The organism is Streptomyces sp. NPDC058955 (assembly GCF_042741435.1).
Classification (GTDB): domain Bacteria; phylum Actinomycetota; class Actinomycetes; order Streptomycetales; family Streptomycetaceae; genus Streptomyces.
Window position 1 is genome coordinate 3,059 of sequence record NZ_JBHYKM010000102.1, and the last position, 17,985, is coordinate 21,043.

General features: G+C 73.6%; 14 protein-coding genes. 5 read left to right on the forward strand and 9 right to left on the reverse strand.

Translation table 11 applies throughout. The features are described 5' to 3' along the window. Positions 1 to 139: 139 nt before the first annotated feature. The 4 genes from ACFW1I_RS29695 (at position 140) to ACFW1I_RS29710 (ending at position 3,046) form a co-directional block, all read left to right on the forward strand. On the forward strand, positions 140 to 1,051 hold the full coding sequence (locus tag ACFW1I_RS29695; protein ID WP_384675676.1) for a potassium channel family protein: 912 nt from the start codon (positions 140 to 142) through the stop codon (positions 1,049 to 1,051). Between the two features lie 35 nt (positions 1,052 to 1,086). Continuing rightward, positions 1,087 to 1,755: a DUF4389 domain-containing protein gene (locus tag ACFW1I_RS29700; RefSeq protein ID WP_384675678.1), complete on the forward strand. Its 669-nt coding sequence runs from the start codon at positions 1,087 to 1,089 to the stop codon at positions 1,753 to 1,755. Positions 1,756 to 1,859: 104 nt separating this feature from the next. After that, a complete protein-coding gene (locus tag ACFW1I_RS29705) occupies positions 1,860 to 2,384 on the forward strand; it encodes a hypothetical protein (RefSeq protein ID WP_384675680.1) in 525 nt (174 codons plus the stop codon). Between the two features lie 8 nt (positions 2,385 to 2,392). Beyond that, entirely contained in the window at positions 2,393 to 3,046 is a 654-nt protein-coding gene (locus ACFW1I_RS29710; protein WP_384675718.1) for a class I SAM-dependent methyltransferase, read from the forward strand. A 46-nt stretch (positions 3,047 to 3,092) separates the two neighbouring features. On the opposite strand, the gene ACFW1I_RS29715 is transcribed toward ACFW1I_RS29710, so the two are convergent. The 9 genes from ACFW1I_RS29715 to ACFW1I_RS29755 all read right to left on the reverse strand — a co-directional run bounded on the left by ACFW1I_RS29715 (position 3,093) and on the right by ACFW1I_RS29755 (position 17,174). Then, complete coding sequence (locus tag ACFW1I_RS29715; RefSeq protein ID WP_384675682.1) at positions 3,093 to 5,036, reverse strand: DUF2264 domain-containing protein; 1,944 nt, start codon at positions 5,034 to 5,036, stop codon at positions 3,093 to 3,095. 99 nt (positions 5,037 to 5,135) lie between these two features. Further along, the gene (locus ACFW1I_RS29720) at positions 5,136 to 5,816 is read right to left on the reverse strand and encodes an HAD family hydrolase (protein ID WP_384675684.1); all 681 of its coding nucleotides are present in this window, start codon (positions 5,814 to 5,816) and stop codon (positions 5,136 to 5,138) included. Beyond that, on the reverse strand, positions 5,813 to 8,851 hold the full coding sequence (locus ACFW1I_RS29725; protein ID WP_384675686.1) for an alpha-mannosidase: 3,039 nt from the start codon (positions 8,849 to 8,851) through the stop codon (positions 5,813 to 5,815). Before ACFW1I_RS29725 ends, ACFW1I_RS29720 begins: the two co-directional genes overlap by 4 nt. A gap of 33 nt (positions 8,852 to 8,884) precedes the next feature. Next, positions 8,885 to 10,639, reverse strand: a complete 1,755-nt coding sequence (locus tag ACFW1I_RS29730; RefSeq protein ID WP_384675688.1) for a glycoside hydrolase family 35 protein — start codon at positions 10,637 to 10,639, stop codon at positions 8,885 to 8,887. 39 nt (positions 10,640 to 10,678) lie between these two features. Next, complete coding sequence (locus tag ACFW1I_RS29735; protein WP_384675690.1) at positions 10,679 to 12,613, reverse strand: glycoside hydrolase family 5 protein; 1,935 nt, start codon at positions 12,611 to 12,613, stop codon at positions 10,679 to 10,681. 95 nt (positions 12,614 to 12,708) lie between these two features. After that, complete coding sequence (locus tag ACFW1I_RS29740; RefSeq protein WP_384675693.1) at positions 12,709 to 13,554, reverse strand: carbohydrate ABC transporter permease; 846 nt, start codon at positions 13,552 to 13,554, stop codon at positions 12,709 to 12,711. A gap of 7 nt (positions 13,555 to 13,561) precedes the next feature. Next, a complete protein-coding gene (locus tag ACFW1I_RS29745; RefSeq protein ID WP_384675695.1) occupies positions 13,562 to 14,554 on the reverse strand; it encodes a carbohydrate ABC transporter permease in 993 nt (330 codons plus the stop codon). 5 nt (positions 14,555 to 14,559) lie between these two features. Further along, positions 14,560 to 15,843, reverse strand: a complete 1,284-nt coding sequence (locus tag ACFW1I_RS29750; RefSeq protein WP_384675697.1) for an ABC transporter substrate-binding protein — start codon at positions 15,841 to 15,843, stop codon at positions 14,560 to 14,562. A 140-nt stretch (positions 15,844 to 15,983) separates the two neighbouring features. Next, positions 15,984 to 17,174 carry an ROK family protein gene (locus ACFW1I_RS29755; protein ID WP_384675699.1) on the reverse strand — a complete coding sequence of 397 codons (1,191 nt, stop codon included), beginning with the start codon at positions 17,172 to 17,174 and terminating at the stop codon, positions 15,984 to 15,986. Between the two features lie 179 nt (positions 17,175 to 17,353). On the opposite strand from ACFW1I_RS29755, the gene ACFW1I_RS29760 reads away from it, so the two are divergent. Beyond that, positions 17,354 to 17,947: a glycoside hydrolase family 36 N-terminal domain-containing protein gene (locus ACFW1I_RS29760; protein ID WP_384675701.1), complete on the forward strand. Its 594-nt coding sequence runs from the start codon at positions 17,354 to 17,356 to the stop codon at positions 17,945 to 17,947. Positions 17,948 to 17,985: the final 38 nt, after the last annotated feature.

The following is a 17,985-nucleotide window of genomic DNA, read 5'->3' on the forward strand; positions in this document are numbered from 1 at the left end:
GAGCGGTCGCGCCGCCACCAACCTTGGGCGGGGACCCTGTGGCCCGGCCGGCCCGCGCCCCCGGGGCCCGCGCGGGCGTCGGCCCGGCGCCGCGCGCCGGGGGTGGGGATCCGCGGCCCCCGGCGCGCGAGGTGCCGGGATGACGTGGCTCGTGACCCCCCTGGGGGCGCTCCTGGTGCTGTTCATCCTCCGTGACGTGTTCCACACGCTCTGGCATCCGACCCGGCACGGCGGGCTGAGCCGGGTGGTGATGCGGGCGGTGTGGCGCGCGTCGGCCCACCGGGGCGCGCGGTGGCGGCCCGCCGGGCTGGCGGGCCCGCTCGGGATGATCATGGTGCTCGCCGTCTGGGCGCTGACGGTGGCCGTCGGGTGGGCCCTCGTCTACTGGCCGCACATGCCGGACGACTTCTCGTACGCGACCGGGCTCGATCCGGACGAGCACGCGAGCCCGGTGGACGCCCTGTACGTCTCCCTGGTCACCCTGGCGACGCTCGGCCTGGGCGACATCGCGCCGACGGCGGGCTGGCTGCGGGTGCTCGCGCCCCTGGAGGCCCTGGTGGGCTTCGTGCTGCTGTCGGCGACCGTCGCGTGGATCCTGGGCATCTACCCCGCCCTCGCCCGCCGCAGGACCCTGGCGCTGCGGCTGTCCCATGTGCGCCGCAGCCGGGTGGGCGCGCAGGCGCTCGACTCGGACGGCGGGGCGGCGCTCCTGGACGGGCTCGCCGCCGCCCTGTCCACCACGACCGTCGACTTCATGCAGTACGCCGAGTCGTACTACTTCCACGACGCCGACGAGAACACGGCCCTCCCCCGCCAGCTCGGCTACGCCCTCGTCCTCGCCGACCGGGCGGACGAGGCCGAGCATCCGGACGTCCGGCTCTCCGGCTCGGTGCTGCGCAGGGCACTCGACGACCTGGCGGACGTGCTCGACGAACGGTTCCTGCGCACGGGCGAGGGCACCGAGCGGGTCTTCGCCGCCTACGCCGACGACCACGGGCACACCTGGGGGCCGGACAGCCCTCGCCGGGCCGGCGGAGACGGAGGACCCTGAGAGGTGGGGGGACGCCTCGTGAGGGAGTGACCGCCATGGACCCGCCGCTCACCCCGTCCGCTCCCGTCCGGGTGACGGCCGAACTCGACGCCCCGCTGTCCCGCTGGCTCTGGCTGGTCAAGTGGATCCTGGTGATCCCGCACTGGATCGTGCTGTTGTTCCTCTGGGTCGCCTTCCTTCTCGTCACGGTCGTCGCCTTCTTCGCGATCCTGTTCACCGAGCGTTACCCGCGGCCGCTCTTCGACTTCAACCTCGGCGTCCTGCGCTGGTCGTGGCGGGTGTCGTACTACGCGTACGCGGCGCTCGGCACCGACCGCTACCCGCCCTTCAGCCTGCGCGCCGAGCCCGACTACCCGGCGCGGCTCGACATCGCCTATCCGAAGCGCCTCTCGCGCGCACAGGTGCTCGTCAAGTGGTGGCTGCTCGCGATCCCGCACTACCTGGTCCTGGCGTTCCTCACCGGCGGCATGCGGGCCGGCTGGTGGAGCGGCGGCCTGGTCACCCTGCTCACCCTGATCGCGGGCTTCACCCTGGCCTTCACCACGCGGTATCCGCGTGACCTCTTCGTCCTGATCGTCGGCCTGAACCGCTGGGTCCTGCGCGTCGCCGCCTACGCGAGCCTCATGACGGACGCCTATCCCCCGTTCCGCCTCGACCAGGGCGGGACCGAACCCCGCGCCGGCACCGGGGCGCCGATGACATGAAGCCCTGGGATCCCGGGGGTTGAAGGTATCGGCACCGCCGTGCCAGGCTGTTCCGCAGTCCCGGGGCGGGGAGTTCCGGGCACTCACCCTCGGGGGGGCAGGCGATGATCCACATCACGCTCGGCGAGCGGCGCTACGTCGATCCGCGGGAAGACCAACTCGGCCGCAACATCGTCGGCTTCGACCCCATCATGGACGACGACGCCCTCTTCCACGCCAACCGCGGCTGCTGGGTCCTCGGCGAGCGGGCCGAGAAGGAGCGCTACGCCCTCCTCTCCCACGAGGGCCGGGTCCGCATGGCCATCGAGATCGACAGGCTCGTCCCCGTGGCGGGCGGGCGCAAGGTCATGGAGGGGCGGTACCTCCGGCCGGGCGACGAGGTCCACGACGCGTACGTCGGCAAGCCCACCCCCGTCGAGACGACCCGGAACCCGGTCACGTACTTCGACTCCCCCCACGGCGCCCGCAGCTGCTCCTGCGGCTGCGGTGAACTGGTGGCCGGCGGCTGGTTCGTGAGCGGTCACGACCAGAAGGCGCTGCACGCCCGGATCGCGAAGATCGGCACCGTGCGCGAGTTCATCGACTGGTTCGACAGGACGTACGCCGCGCCCGAGGGCACGGACGAGTGACCCGCCCCGTGGCCGAGCCCTCCTTCCTGGCCGCCGTCCGCGAGTCGTACGACACGGTCGCCGCCGACTACGTCGAGCGCATCCCGCCGCCGGCCGCGCTGGACCCGCTGTCGCGCGCGATGCTGGCGGCCTTCGCCGAACTCGCGCGGACGGCCGGTCTGGGACCGGTCGCGGACGTGGGGTGCGGCCCCGGCCGCATCACGGCGCACCTCGCCGGTCTGGGCGTGCCCGCCTTCGGCGTCGACCTGTCGCCGAGGATGATCGACCTGGCCCGGCGCGCCTACCCGGACCTGCGGTTCTCCGAGGGGTCGATGACCGCGCTGGAGACGGGGGACGACGAGCTGGGCGGCATCCTGGCCTGGTACTCCACCCACCACACGCCGCCGGAGTGGCTGCCGAGGGTGTTCGCCGAGTTCCGTCGCGTGCTCGCGCCGGGCGGCCACCTGCTCTGGGGCGACTACACCGGCGACGAGCGGCTGCGGCCGACCCAGGGCTACGGCCGTCCGGTCTCCTACGAGTCGTACCTCCTGCCCCTGGACCGCGTGGCCGGGCTGCTGGAGCAGGCGGGACTCGTCGTCACCGCGAAACTGGAACAGGAGCCCGGCGGCCGGGCGAACCGCCCCCACGCCTGCCTGCTGGCCCGCAAGCCCGCCGAGCCCTGACGGGGCCGGGCCGCCGTCTCCACGACCGTGGGCCGTGGAGACGCGGCTACCGGGAGCCCGGGGTGGTGACGGCGACCCCGCCCGGTGTGAGGACGGCGCGGTGGAGGCCGCCGCCCGGCCACCGCACCTCCACCCGCGGGCCGTCGACGGTCACGTGCGGCGGCGGGGGCGGCGGTGTCGCCGTGCCGGTGAGCCGCGCCACCGCGACGAAGAGCGACGGGCCGTCCGTCGCGGTGCGGCCGGCCAGGACGGGCACGGCCGCGCTCTCCCCCAGCGCCGTCCCGTCGGGCAGCCCGTCGCCGGTCGCGTCCGTGTAGCCGAGGAGGCCGCGCAGCGCCGAGGTCAGCCGGGTGCCGTCCGGCCCGGTGGCCACGGCGGTGGCGGTGACGTCCGGAGCGTCCGCGGCGCTGTGCGCCTCGCCGCCCGCGGGCGCCCAGCCGCTGAGGCGTACCTCGGTGCCCGGTGCGGCGCCCGTGACGAGGTGGAGGCGGAGCTCATCGGCTCCGGACGCGAGCACGAGCGAGGTCACGGTGACGCCGGGCAGCGCGGCGCCGCCGGCCTGCGGGCTGTGGGCGGAGGCCGCCCAGCCGTCGCCGGCGCCGAGCGGGCGGACGGGTCCGCGTGCGGTGAGCACTCCGTCGACCAGCAGGCCGAAGTGGTTGTCCGGGGTGTCCCCGTGGGCGGGGCCGGTGACGGTGGAGTGGGCGAGGCGGGCGTAGAGCGGGCTGTCGGGCAGCACCTGGCCGGCCGGCTGGTCGTCGCTGCCGTGGTTGTGGAGCCGCACGATCCCGTCGGCGGCGGTGGACTGGATCAGCCAGCCGGGCCGGGGCAGCGGGACCACGTGGTCCGCGGTCTCGGCGGGGCCGGGTTCCTCCACCGCCGTCCACACCGGGTGGTCCGGGGGCAGCAGCAGGCCGAGGAAGCCCTTCGACGCCCAGTAGGGGGAGGCGGGGCCGGAGTACGGCTGGACGGTCGCCGGGTGCGGTCCGAACCAGCCGAGGGTGAGCAGGCCGTCCGGGTCGAGGGCGCCCCGGTCGAGGAAGTACCGCAGGGCGCCGGAGGCGAGGCGCCGGGTGGCGCCCGGTGACAGCGGGGTGTGCCCGGTGAGCGCGCCCGCCCAGAGCGGCGCGGCGGCGGCGAAGCGGTAGGCGAGGGAGCGGCCCTGGTGCACGGGGGCGCCGTCGGCCCCGAAGGTGTGGGCGTAGCCGCGGAGGTAGCGGTCGAGCCTGTCGCCGTACGTGGCGAGCAGGGCTGGGTCGCCGGAGAGGTGGGCGTGGAGCACCGGGTAGAGGTGGAAGGCCCAGCCGTTGTAGTGGTCGAAGGCGCGCGGGCGGCCGTCGGTGTACCAGCCGTCGCCGAGGTACCACTGGTCGATCCGTTCCAGCCCCCGGTCGACGGCGTGCCGGGCGCGGCCGTCGGGGTCGGGGCCCGCTTCCGCCAGGAAGCCGCCGACCATGGCGGGGAAGAGCCACCAGTTGTTGTCGACGGGTGAGGGGCCGAGGCCGGGGGCGAACCAGGCGCGGACGCGTTCCCGGGTCGGCTCGTCCAGGCGGTCCCAGAGCCAGGGCCGGGTGAGGCGGAGGGCCACGGCGATGGACGCGGCCTCCACCAGGGCCTGCGGCCGGTCGGCGATCCTCGGCCAGGACACCGCGTCGCCGTCGGCGAGGTCGCGTTCCGCCGTCGGGTTCCTGGTGCCGGCGGCGAGCCCCGACGCGTACCGGGACAGCAGCCCGTGCGGGTCCTCGCCGCCGGCGCCGGCCACCCGGAGGGCGGCGAGCAGGAACGTGCGCGCGTACCCCTCCAGGGCGTCGGAGCGGCGCCCGGAGAGGCTGGGCCGTGCGCCGGGGAGGTCGACGAGCGCGTGCTCGGGTCCGGCGTGCCTGCTCACCGCGGCGAGCAGGCCGTCGGCGACGGCTTCCCAGTGGGCCCTGGTCCAGCCGGTGCTGGGGCTGAGCGCCCGGTCCTCGGGGGGAAGTCGGAACGAGGACATGGCGGCGCTCCCTGGTCGGCATCGATGGGGCGAATGTAGAAACGAGTTGATCAATCGTCAAGGTTTCATGATCGATCGATCTTCCGTTCTGGACTTCGATCACCTACGGCCGCAGGAGGACGAGCACTGCCGCAGGAGGGCGAGGTCCACGTCCGTCAGAGCGCGCACGACCGTCCGCCGCCGGGCGGGAGGGATGGCGGTGCGCGAGGGGATCGCCAGGACCGCGCAACCGGCCGCCTCGGCGGAGGCCACGCCGATCGGGGAGTCCTCCACCGCGACACAGGCCGCCGGGTCGGCGCCGAGTGCGGCGAGGGCCGCGCGGTACGGGTCGGGGTGCGGCTTGGTGCGCGGGGTCTCGCCCTCGGCCACCGAGGTGGTGAACCAGTGCCGGCCGAGGGCGTCGAGGACGGTGTCCACGACCGGGCGCGGCGAGGCCGAGACCAGGGCGGTCGGGAGGCCGGCGGTGGCGAGGGCCGTCAGGAGTTCCAGCGCTCCCGGCAGGGGGACGACCCGTCGGCGCACGAGCTCCGTGAAGCGCCGTTCGAGGGCCGCCCCGATCCTGCCGGGGGCGGTACGGCGGTCGGTACCGCCTCCTGGCCGGGCGGCGAGGTGGGCGGCGGTCTCGCCGATCGCCCGGCCGAGGACGAAGGCGCGGTCCTCGGCCGTGAGGACGACGCCGAGGGCGTACGCCTCCTCCTCCACCGCCCGCAGCCAGAGCCGTTCGGTGTCGACGAGCGTGCCGTCCATGTCGAAGAGGACGGCCTCCGGGCCGGTCCTCACCGACTGCTCCCCCGGCGGGCGATCCTGAGGGTGCGGATCTCGAAGGGGCGGAGCGCGAGCAGCGGCCCCGGGCCGTCGGGCCGGACCGGCACCGCGCCGGCCAGGGGGCGTTCCAGGAGGTCCGTCTCGGTCACGATCTCCCACGGGAAGCCGAGCGACAGCGTGGTCCTGACGCGGCCGCCGTGGGCCTCGTACAGCCGGACCACGACGTCGCCTGAGCCGTCGTCGGCGAGCTTGACCGCCTCGATGACGACGGCGTCGGCGTCCGTGGCGACCAGGGGCGCCACCGCCTCCGATCCCGGGACCGTGCGCTCGGGCAGGTTGAACGCGTACCCCTCGCGGACGGCCGCCGGGACGTCGGCGCCGAGGACGAGGCCGTAGCGGAGCCGGTGCCGGCCCTGGTCGGCGTCCGGGTCCGGGTAGCGGGGGGCGCGGAGCAGGGTGAGGCGGGCCGTGGTGGTGGTGCCGCCGTCGGGGCGGACGTCGCGGGTGACGTCGTGGCCGTAGGTGGAGTCGTTGACCAGGGCGGCGCCCCAGTCGTTCTCGCCGAGGTGCAGATAGCGGTGGGCGCAGATCTCGAACCTGGCCGCGTCCCAACCGGTGTTGGTGTGGGTGGGGCGCTTCACGTGCCCGAAGGGGATCTCGGCGGTGGAGTGGTCGGCCCGCAGGTCGAGCGGGAAGGCGGCCTTGAGGAGCTTCTCCTTCTCGTGCCAGTCGATCTCGGTGTCGACGTCGAGCCGCCGGGAGCCCTCGCGCAGCGAGAGGAGCTGGACGATCCGGGAGGCGCCGAACGTCCGGACGACCCGGACGCCACCGGACTCGGCGCGCACCTCGTCCGCGTCGGTGAGGTCGCGGACCGTGTTGCGGTAGAAGGCGTCGATGTCCCAGGCGTCGTACTCGTTGGGGAAGTCCTGGTGCAGCTGGAGCAGGTTGGCCGCGGTGCCGGGGGCGACGGCCTCGCGGCCGGTGGTCAGGTCGGTGGCGGAGACGACGAGGCCGCGGGCGTCGATCCCGATCCGTACGAGGCCGTTGTCGAGGACGAAGCCGTCACCGGACGGCACCGGGCCGACCGGCGGGGCGGTCGGTGCGGTGCGGACGGCCGCGCCGAGGGCGGGGACGCCGCCGTGGGCGTGCGGGGAGGCGTTGAAGACGACCGCGCCCTCGCCCTCGCCGGCCAGCGCGCGCTGCGCCGCGTCCACGATCCCCGCCAGTTCGGCCAGGACCTCGGCGTACGTCTCCTCGGCCTCGCGGTGGACCCAGGCGATGGAGGATCCGGGCAGGATGTCGTGGAACTGGTGCAGGAGGACGGTCTTCCAGAGCCGGTCGAGCCGCTCGTACGGGTAGCGGAAGCCGCCGCGGACGGCGGCGGTGGCCGACCACAGTTCGGCCTCGCGGAGCAGGTGCTCGCTGCGCCGGTTGCCCTGCTTGGTGCGCAACTGGCTGGTGAGCGTGCCGCGGTGGAACTCCAGATAGAGCTCGCCGACCCAGACCGGGGCGTCGGGGTACTCGGCCTCGGCGCGGGCGAAGAAGGCGGCGGGCCGCTCGACGACCACGCGCGGCGAGCCCTCCAGGTCGCCGAGGCGCGCCGCACGGGCCAGCATCTCGCGGGTGGGGCCGCCGCCGCCGTCGCCGTACCCGAAGGGCAGGAGGGAGCCGGAGGCCGCCCCCTTGTCCTGGAAGTTGGCGACGGCGTGGGCGAGTTCGGCGCCGGTGAGCGCGGAGTTGTAGGTGTCGACGGGCGGGAAGTGGCTGAAGATCCGGGTGCCGTCGATGCCCTCCCAGCGGAAGGTGTGGTGGGGGAACCTGTTGGTGGTGTTCCAGGAGATCTTCTGGGTGAGGAACCAGCGCACACCGGCGAGCTTCATCAGCTGCGGCATGGCCGCGTTGTAGCCGAAGGTGTCGGGCAGCCACATCTCCTCGGTCTCGACGCCGAACTCGTCCAGATAGAAGCGCTTGCCGTGGACCAGCTGGCGGGCGAACGCCTCGCCTCCGGTGATGTTGGTGTCGGGCTCCACCCACAGACTGCCGACCGGCAGGAACTGGCCGGTCCTCGCCTTCTCCTGGACGCGGGCGTACACCTCGGGGCGCCGTTCCTTGAGCCAGGCGAGCTGCTGGGCCTGGGACATGGCGAAGCGGAAGTCCGGGTGGTCGTCCATGAGCCGGGTGACGTTGGAGAGGGTCCGGGTCACCTTGCGGACGGTCTCGCGCTGCGGCCACAGCCAGGCGGTGTCGATGTGGGCGTGTCCCACGGCGGAGATCCGGTGGGCGCTGGGCGCGGCCGGGGTCGCCAGGGCGGGGCGCAGCGCCTCGCGGGCGGCGGGCGCGCTGCCGGAGACGTCCTGCAGGTCGACGGCGTCCAGGGCCGCCTCGATGGTGCGGAGGAGCTGCCAGCGGCGGGGGTCGGCGGCGGGGAGGGTGTGCATCAGTTCGCCGAGGACGTCGAGGTCCTGGGCGAGTTCCCAGACCTCGGTGTCGAAGACGGCGAGGTCCGCGCGGAGCAGCCGGTACAGGGGGTCGCCGGTGGGGTCCCCGCCGCCGAGCCAGGCGGGCGGGTGGCCGAGCGGGGTCGGCCGGTGGCTGTCGCAGAGGGCCGGGTTGGCGGCGGCCTCGATGTGGTAGGTGAACTCCTCCCCGCCTCGGACCGGTCCGTCGACCGCCGGGATCCAGCTGTTCCGGGGGTTGAGCGCCTTGACCACGGTGCCGTCGGGCCGGTGCACCAGGCCCTCGGTGGAGAAGCCGGCGCCGGTGACGTCGAAGCCGAGGTCGAGGACGACCTCGACGCGCTGCCCGGCCCACTCCTCGGGGATCCGGCCGGTGATCCTGAACCAGCTCGTCGACCAGGCCGGTCCCCAGCGGTGGCCGACCGCCACCGGCCGGTACGGCGCCGCCAGGCCCTCGGCGACCGGCACCGGCTCGCCGGGGACGTCCCAGACCGCCACCTGGAGCGGGGCGGTGCGGGCGTGCACGGCGGGCCGGACGCGTTCCCTGAGCACCCGCTTCAGGCGCTGCTCGACGAGGCGTTGGTTGCTGTGCATGCGTCCCTCCTGGCGGGGGTCGGTGACGGGAGGTCAGTCCTCTGCGGGGCCCAGGTCGGCACGGTCCCGGAGCTCGACGGTGCGGGTGGTGGTGGCGTGGAGTTCGAGGACGGTGATCTCGTTGCGGCCGGGGCGCAGGACCGGCCCGGGGACGTACAGGGTGGTCTGGGGGCCGCGGGACCAGTAGCGGCCGAGCGGGAATCCGTTGATCCAAGCATGGCCCTTGGTCCAGCCGTCGAGCGCGAGGTGGCCGTCGGCGGGTCGCTCCAGTTCGAAGGAGCCCCGGTGGAGGGCCGGGCCGACGACGGGGCCGTCGGAGGCGAGGGCCCGGGGGTCGAGCGCGTCGAGGCTGTCGAGCGGGAGGGGGCTGCTGTGCCAGCCGGTGAGTTCCCGGCCGTCGAGGGTGACGGGGCCGAGCAGGCCCTTGCGGTCGTGGATGCCCGGTCCGTAGTTGACCCGGCCCTGGTTCTCGACGAGGACGGTGAGGCGGGCGCCGGGCCGGGGCGAGAGGAAGGCGAGGGCGTGCTCGTGGTTCTCCCGCTCCAGTACGCCGACGGGCTGGCCGTCGACGAAGACCTGGGCCCGGTCGCGGACCTCGTCCACCCGGAGCACGGCCGGCCCGGCGGCCGTCAGCTCCGTCTCGTACCGTACGAAGCCGAAGGACTGTCCGAGCTGTTCCATGGTGAGCGGGCGGTCGGCGCGGACCGGGCGCCCGAAGAGGCCGTTCTGCTCGAACAGGGCCGCGGACGCGGTGAGTTCGACGCGGGCCGGGGTGAGTTTCGGGGCGGGTGCCGGGACCGGGTCGGCGGGGACGGGGGCGTGCCGGGCGATGGTCGCGCGGAACGCCTCGTACTTGGGTGTCGGGTCGCCGGACTCGTCGAGGAGGGCGTCGTAGTCGTAGGAGGTGACGGTGGGGCGGTAGGTGCCCTTGTCGTTGGCTCCGTTGGTGAGGCCGAAGTTGGTGCCGCCGTGGAACATGTAGAGGTTGACGGAGGCCCCGGCGGCGAGCAGCCGGTCCAGGTCGGCGGCCGCGTCGGCGGCGTCGCGGGTGGTGTGGACGGCGCCCCAGCGGTCGAACCAGCCGATCCAGAACTCCGAGCACATCAGCGGTCCGGTCTGCTGGGCCCGGCGCAGCCGGTCGAGGCCGTCGGCGACGCGGCTGCCGAGGTTCACGGTGCGCAGGACGCCGTCCAGGCCGCCGCGGACGAGGTCGCCGGGCTGGTCGCAGGTGAAGAGGGGCACGTCGACGCCGTGGGTGCGGAGCAGGGCGGCGAGGTCCGCGAGGTAGCCGGGGTCGTCGCCGTACGCCCCGTACTCGTTCTCCAGCTGCACGGCGATGACCGGCCCGCCGGCGGTGGACAGGTGGGGTCGGAGCGGCGGGAGGAGGGCGGCGAGGTAGGCGTCGACGGCCGCCAGGAAGCGCGGGTCGCGGCTGCGCAGGGCGATGTCGTCCTCGGCGAGCAGCCAGGAGGGCAGGCCGCCGCCCTCCCATTCGGCGCAGATGTACGGGCCGGGGCGGAGGAGCACGTGCAGGCCCTCGGCGGCGGCGAGGTCGAGGAAGCGGGGCAGGTCGAGACCTCCGTCCAGCCGGAACTCGCCGGGCCGGGGCGCGTGGAGGTTCCAGGGGACGTAGGTCTCGACCGTGTTGAGGCCGAGGAGGCGTGCCTTGTGGAGCCGGTCGGCCCACTGTTCCGGGTGGACGCGGAAGTAGTGCAGTCCGCCCGAGATGATGCGGAACGGTCGGTCGTCGAGACGGAATCCGTCGTCGGCGATCTCCAGTCGGGGCATGCCGGGGTGCTCCTCGGTGTGGGTGCGGGGGGGGGGTGATCAGGTGAGCTTGCGGCAGAGCAGAGCGTCGGGGACGCCGTAGTGGAGCCACTTCCAGGTGTAGGCGACGCCGGCCAGGTACTCGTCGTCGGCGCACTGGCCCTTGTAGGAGCCGGGGGCCCAGTCGCTGTCGCGGGAGCCGCCGGTGGCGGGCCGGTTGTCGCCCTTGTCGAACCAGAGGACGCGGCCGGCGGTGGGCAGGGAGGCGGTCGCCGGGGCGCAGAGGAGGGCGGCCATGGCGTCGGCGTTCACGCTGTAGCCGACGGCGAAGGTGCGGTCGGGGCACTGGAGCTTGTTGTAGCCGCTCGCCCAGTCGCCGCCGGTGACGTACCGCTCGTCGGTGACGACGGTCCACGCGCCGGTCCCCTTGGCCGGCTGCCCGGCGTCGGTGCACAGTCCGCGGCTGTCGCCGCGGCCGAGGCCGACGAGGCGCTGGGTGTCGGGGCAGTTGCCCTTGCGGTTGCCGGGTGACCAGTCCGGCCGGGCCAGCATGGTGGCGGAGACGTCGTAGTCGGCGTGGTCCAGGTTGAGCATGTTCCAGCGCGGGGTCCGGTCGACGCGGCCGGTCCTGGCGGGGGCGGTGACGAGTTTGTTCCAGTCGGTGGCGCGCCAGTCACCGGGGTCCATGACGCCGAGCCGTGTGCCGTCGGCGCCGTAGTTGACCATCGCCCAGGTGTCCTGGGGCCTGCCGTCGGCGCCGGTCCAGCCGACGAGCGGCCAGATGGCGAAGTCGGTGTCGTTGGTCACCATGATGTCGGTGAAGCGGCGGAACCAGTCGCGTTCCTTGGCGTCGAGGTCGCCGCGCCCGCCGGCGCCGAACTCGCTGATCCACACGGGGGCGGTGAAGTGCTGGCCGGCCCGGGTGACGAACAGGGCCTGGTCGTCGACGACCCTGACGAGTTCCTCGGGGGTGAGGTCCTCGTAGCGGGGGTCGGTGGTCTCGCCGGCTCCCGTGGCGCCGGTGTGGTGGGGGCCGGTGTAGCCGTAGAAGTGGGCGGCGTACACCAGCTTGTCGGAGTGGACGAGGGTGTTGGAGAGGGTGGCGACCGGGGTGAGGGTCGGGCGGCCGTGCGGGGTCAGGTCGGTGGGGATGCCCTGCCAGTTGATGCCCTCCATGACGATCAGCAGGTCAGGGGCCGCCCGGAGGATCTCGTTGCCCGCCTCTTCGAGCGCCTTGTTCAGGTCGTGGTCGTTGCCCCAGCCCCAGTTGGGGTCGTTCCAGGTGTCGCGGCGGACCTCGTTGCGCAGGTCGGCGCCGACGACGCGCTTGTTGGCGCGGTAGCGCTTCGCGAGGAAGACCCAGTCGTCGATCCACTGGCGGGTGGTCTGGCCGCTGTTCCAGCGTTCGTTGCCGTCGAGGCCGCAGCAGAAGCGGTAGCTGGTGGTGTGGTTGTTGAGGATGACCGCGAAGCCGTCGTCGGTGAGTTCCTGGATCACGGCGTCCAGGACCTGGAGCGGGGTCTTGCCCCTGAGCTGCGGGTTCGCGGCCACCGCCGCGTCGGGGACGATCGTCGTGTCGTGGACGAGCGCGTTGGCGAACGGCAGCCGGATGCTGTTGAGCCCGAGGGCGTGGAAGTCGGCGAGGATCCGGTCGACCGGCGTGCGGTCCAGGCCGAGCGGGATGTTGTGGGAGTTCTGGTCGGCCTGGTGGTTGGTCACGTCGCCGACGTCGCCGCTGCCCTCCCAGGTGCCCTGGGCGCCGGCCCAATTGCCGGACATGAGCTTGAAGCGGTCGCCGTCGGCGTCGACGACGTACCGGCCCCGGGTGGAGAGCGGTGCGGTCCACGAGGCGGCGAGCTGTGCGCCCGTCCGTGCGACGGGCCGGGGGGCGGGGTCGGCCTCCGGGGCGGCTTGGGCGCCCGGTACGGCCACGGCGACGAGCGCGGCGGCGGCGAGGAGCCGTACCGCGAGACGGACGGGTCTGGGGGTGCGCATGAGGTGTCCCTCCGGTCGGGTGGGGTGAGGGAGTGCGGTGGTACGGGCCCCGGACCGGCCGTCCGGGGAGATCGGGGGGGGTCGCGGGCCCGGGGTCAGCCCTTGAGGCCGCTGGTGGCGATGCCCTCGACGATGTAGCGCTGGGCGACGAGGAACATGACGACCAGGGGCGTGATGGTGACGACGGCTCCGGCGAACAGACCGGGCAGGTTGATCGTCTGCGAGGTGAGGAAGGTGGACAGGGCGATCTGCGCGGTCCAGGCGGACGGGTCCTGGCCGATGACCAGCGGCCACAGGAAGGCGTTCCAGCTGTCGATGAAGGAGAGCGCGCCGAGCGAGGCGAGCATCGCTCCGGAGCCGGGCAGGGCGATCCGGCCGTAGAGGCCGAGCCAGCCGAGGCCGTCGAGCCGCCCGGCGTCTTCGATCTCGCTCGGGAACTGCAGGTAGAAGTTGCGGAACAGCAGCACCGCGAACGGATTGAAGAGGCCGGGCACGATGATGCCCCAGAGGGTGTTGACGCCGCCCAGGGAGCCGACCACGACGAACGTCGGGACGAAGGTGACCGAGCCGGGGATCATCAGCGTGGCCACCACCAGGGCGAGCACCACGCCGCGTCCGGGGACCGGGATCCTGGCGAGGGCGTAGCCGGCGGCGGAGGCGAGGAGCGTGGACACCGGGGCGGTGACGGCGGCGATGAGCAGCGAGTTGCCGAGGGCCGGGCCCATGGAGACGGCGGGGTCGGAGAACAGGGCGGTGAAGTTCTCGACGTGCGGGTCCGAGGGCCACCACGTCCACTCGGGGGAGGTCAGCCCCTGGGAGTCCATGAGGGCGTTGCGGAGCATCAGGTAGAAGGGGGCGAGGAAGGCGGCGGTCAGGACGCCGACGAGCAGGCCGCGGGCGCCGAGGCGCGCGGTGCGGAGCAGTCCGTGCGGGGTGGTCATGCGCGGCTCACTCTCCTCTCCTGCCGAAGCCGGTGAACCGTCCCTGGAGGAGGGTGACGCCGACGATGAGGGCCGTGAGCACGAAGGCTCCGGCGGAGCCGAGGCCGTAGTTCTGGCTGCCCATGGCGGTGTTGTAGAGGTGGACGAGGGGGGTCTGGACGGGGGCGGTCCCGGTGCCGGACAGCCCGCTGTTGAAGAGGTTGTAGAACTCGTCGAACGCCTGGAAGGCTGCGATGAACAGCAGCATCAGCACGGCGACGGACGTGTTGCGCAGCATCGGCAGGGTGATCCCGGTCAGCAGCCGCCGGCCCGTGGCGCCGTCGAGCGCGGCGGCCTCGTACAGCTCCTTGGGGACGGCCTGGAGGCCGGCGAGGAAGAGCACCATGTAGAAGCCGACCTGGAGCCAGAGGCGCAGGGTGACGAGGACGATCCAGTAGAGCGGTGGCGAGGTGGTCTGGAGCCAGGCCACCGGTTCGGCGCCGAACCATCCGCCGACCGTGTTGGCGATGCCGGCCGGGAGGCCGTTGAAGAGGCTCATCTTCCACAGCAGTGAGGCGGCGACGTACGAGACGGCCGCCGGGATGAGGAAGGTGGTGCGGAACAGGGCCCGGCCGCGCCGGATGCGGTGCACGAGCAGCGCGAGCCCCAGGGAGGCGGCGAAGGTGACCGGCACGATGAACGCGGTGAAGACCAGGATCTGGAGGAGCGCGTCGCGGAACGCCTGGTCGGCGAGGAGGGTCCGGTAGTTGTCGAGTCCGGTCCAGTGGCCGAGGGCGATGGTGCCGCGTGCGTCGCTGAGGCTGAGCAGGAAGCTCCAGCCGATCGCGACGTATTTGAAGACGCCGAGCCCGAGGAGCGTCGGCGCGGTCAGCAGCGCGAACGCGAGCAGGCCGGACCGGCCGGCGCGGGGCCGGCCGGCGCGGGCGGCGCCTCGCGGGGTGACCGCGGGGCGCCCGGCGCGCGCGGGCTCGGGTGCGGTGGAGGTCGCCGCGTCGGTCATCGGTCTCACCGCCCGAGCTGCTTGTCGATCTCGCTCTGGGCCTTCGCGGCGGCGGCTGCGAGGAGGGCGGCCGGATCGCCGTCCCCGTCGGCTATCTTCTTCGCGGCGGCGTTGAAGGCGCTGCTCACGGCGGTGTCCCAGGTGCCCGGGTTGTGCCTGCCGTACTTCTCCGACAGCGCGACGGTCTCCTTGGCGGTGCCGGTGGAGAGCTTCTTCGCGGTCGCGGCGACGGAGGTGCGGGGCGGCACGTGGAAGCCGTAGCTCTCGGCGAAGTCCTTCTGGTGGGCGGTCTGTTCGATCCAGAGCCACTGTACGAAGCGCTTGGCCGCCGCGATGTTCCGGCCCTTGGCGTTGACGCAGCTGGTCCAGCCGCCGACCCGGACGACGGGGGTGCCGCCAGCCTTGAACGCGGGCCAGGGGAGCACGCCGAAGTCGTCCCCGAGCGCGGACTGGATCGCGGGCATCGCCCACAGGCCGCACCACTGCATCGGCACGACGCCCTGGGTGAAGGCGGCGGGGTCCCACCAGTCGGTGGTGAAGCCGAGCAGGAGCGACCGGTCGTCGTGCAGGCGCTGCAGGGCGGTGACGGCCTCCAGTGCCCGCGCCGATCCGAAGGTGACCTTGCCGTCGGGGGTCACGAGGTCGCCGCCGTTGGACCAGACGACGTTGCTCGCGCTGTCGCCGATGCCGTCGTTGCCGACGAAGAGGCCCTTGTTCTTCTTCGTGGTGAGGGCCTTCGCCGCCGCGGCGAGCGCGTCGAAGGTCGCCGGCGGGGTGATCCCGGCCTTCGCCAGGGTGCTCTTGCGGTAGTAGAGCATGATGACGTCGTCGATCATCTTGACGCCGTGGAGCTTGCCGTCGACGGTGACGGAGTCGAGGGCGATGGCGTTGAAGTCGCTCTTGGCGGTGGCGTACAGGTCGTCGAGCGCGGCGATCTGGCCGCGCCGGACCATGGCCTCGCTGAAGTCGCCGATCTCGAAGACGTCGGGGGCCGCGTCGGTCAGCAGAGTCGCGTTGAGCTTGCCCGCGTAGTCGCCGGGCACCCATGTCACCTTGACGGCGATGTCGGGGTTGGCCCGGGTGAAGGCGGTGGCGTAGCGGAGCACGGCCTGCTGGGTGCCGGCCTCGCCGTAGGCGTGGTACCAGACGTTGAGGGTGGTCTTCGCCCCGGCGGGTGAACCGCCCATGGGGTCGGTGGCGCAGGCGGTCGTGAGGACCGTCCCGGCGGCGACGAACAGCGATCCGGTGAGGAATCCGCGTCGGCTGAGCTCGGCTCTGCGTGCGCTCATGTCACATGTCCTTCGGTGAGGCTGTGCGGGGCGGGTGTCTTCCCTGGTCGGCGCCTCCGTCGGTGCTTGTCGGCGGAGGAGGGCGGCGGCCGGGAGTCGTACGCGACGGCTGCGGGGTCGGCGGGTGCGCGCCGCGCCGGTCAGCCGGCGCCGAGCGTGGCGGTGGCAGCGGGCTGCGGGAACAGGGCCTGGATGGCGACGGCGGCTCCGCCGCGGGCCCACTCCTCCCAGGGCAGCGGGCGCAGCGAGAGCGGGCAGCGGGACGCGGCCCCGAAGGCGTGTGCGGCGTACGCCTCCTGGATGGAGCGGCGGAAGAGGTCGTAGGCGTCCACTCCTTCGCCGCTGACGACCACCCGTTCCGGGCCGACCAGGTTGACGAGGGCGGCGATGCCGACGCCGATGGCGTGTCCGGCGCGGGCGAAGGCGTCGCGTGCCTCGGGGCTGCCCTGTCGGGCCATACCGACGACCTCGTCGAAGGTGAGGCGGGGGTTCGCGGCGGCCTCGCGGACCACGGCGAGGATGGTGTCGGTCGAGGCGATCGCCTCGACGCAGCCGCGTGCGCCGCAGCGGCAGCGCGGTCCCGCCGGGTCGACGCAGATGTGCCCGACCTCGCCGGCGACGCCGTGGGCTCCTCGCAGCAGGTGCCCGTTGACGACGAGCGCGGAGCCGATGCCGGAGCCGATGGTGACCAGCGCGAAGTAGCCGGTGCCGATGCCTTCGCCGAACCAGTGCTCGGCGACGGTCAGGGCGCGGACGTCGTTCTCGACGGTGACGGTCAGTCCGGTGGCGGCGGCGAGCAGGTCCGCGAGCGGCACGTCCCGCCAGCCGAGGAGGCCGGAGTGGCGGAGCCGTCCGCTGTCGCGGTCCACGTCGCCGTTGACCGCGACGCCGAGATGGCGCGTCCGGTCGCGGAACGCGGGGTCGCCGTCGAGCAGTTCGTCGACCAGCTCGGCGACGAGGCCGGCGACGGTCTCGGGGGTGCACGCGCTCAGCGGGCGGGCGGCCGTGGCGCGGATGCCGGCCCTGAGGTCGCAGACGGCGCCGAAGACTTCGTCGGCGCTGATCTTCAGTCCGATGAAGTACTCCCGGTCGGGGGCGACCGCGAGCGGGTTGACCGGGCGGCCGGCGCCGGGGGCGGTGCGCTCCGGCGGGAGTTCGTACAGGTAGCCGTCGTCGATGAGCGGCCTGGCCGCCTTGGTGACGGCCGTCGAGGAGAGACCGGTGCGCCGGGCCAGTTCCACTCTGCTGAGCGGGCCCTCGGCGAGGAGCAGGGCGAGGACCGCGGTCTCGGCGGGCGCACTGACCAGTGGCTGGGAGTGATGTCGAAACACGGGTGCAACGTAGAGCAAATAAATAACTTCTTCCAGTATTGATTGCGGAGTTGGGGCTCCCCTACGCTCGGGCCCGCCTCCGTGCCCATCTCGGGCCACTGGTACGCGACTTGGGCTGAAGGCTGTCCAAGTGGCGCTGGATACCGCCCTGTTCCCACCGCACGTCAGGGGATCCGTCCGTGCTCGCCAAGCTCCCGCCCCTCACCTTCGACCCCGGCCTCGGCCTCGCGGTCCTGCGGACGCCCCGCAGCGTCTACGCGCTCCGCGTCGCCGCCGACGGCAGCCCCCGGCACGTGCACTGGGGCGCGCCGCTGGACCCCGACGGCCTGGCGGCGCTGCCCGACGCGGTCTCGCCCGCCGCCAGCAGCTTCGAGGCGGACGCGGCGCCCGACGAACTCGCCCCGCAGACCGGGGCGCGGTTCGGACCGGCCGGCCTTCAGGTCCGTTTCGCCGACGGCACCCGGGGCGCCCAGTGGCGCTTCGCCGGTCACCGCGTCGACGGCGGGGAACTGCGGCTGCTCCTGGAGGACCGTCACCGGCCGCTGCGGGCCGAACTCTGCTACCGCGTACGGCCCGACACGGACGTCATCGAGCGCTGGACCGAGCTGACCCACACCGGTTCGTCCGGCCCGGTGGCCGTCGACCGGCTGGACTCGGCCTCCTGGACCGCTCCCCCGCTGGACGACTACCGGCTCAGCCATCTGGTGGGCGGCTGGAACAGCGAGTTCCAGCTCCGGGGCGGCCGGGTGGCCGGCGCCGCGCCCCGGGTGTAGAGCCGCCGCGGGCGGGCCCGGCCCCCCCCCCCCCCCCC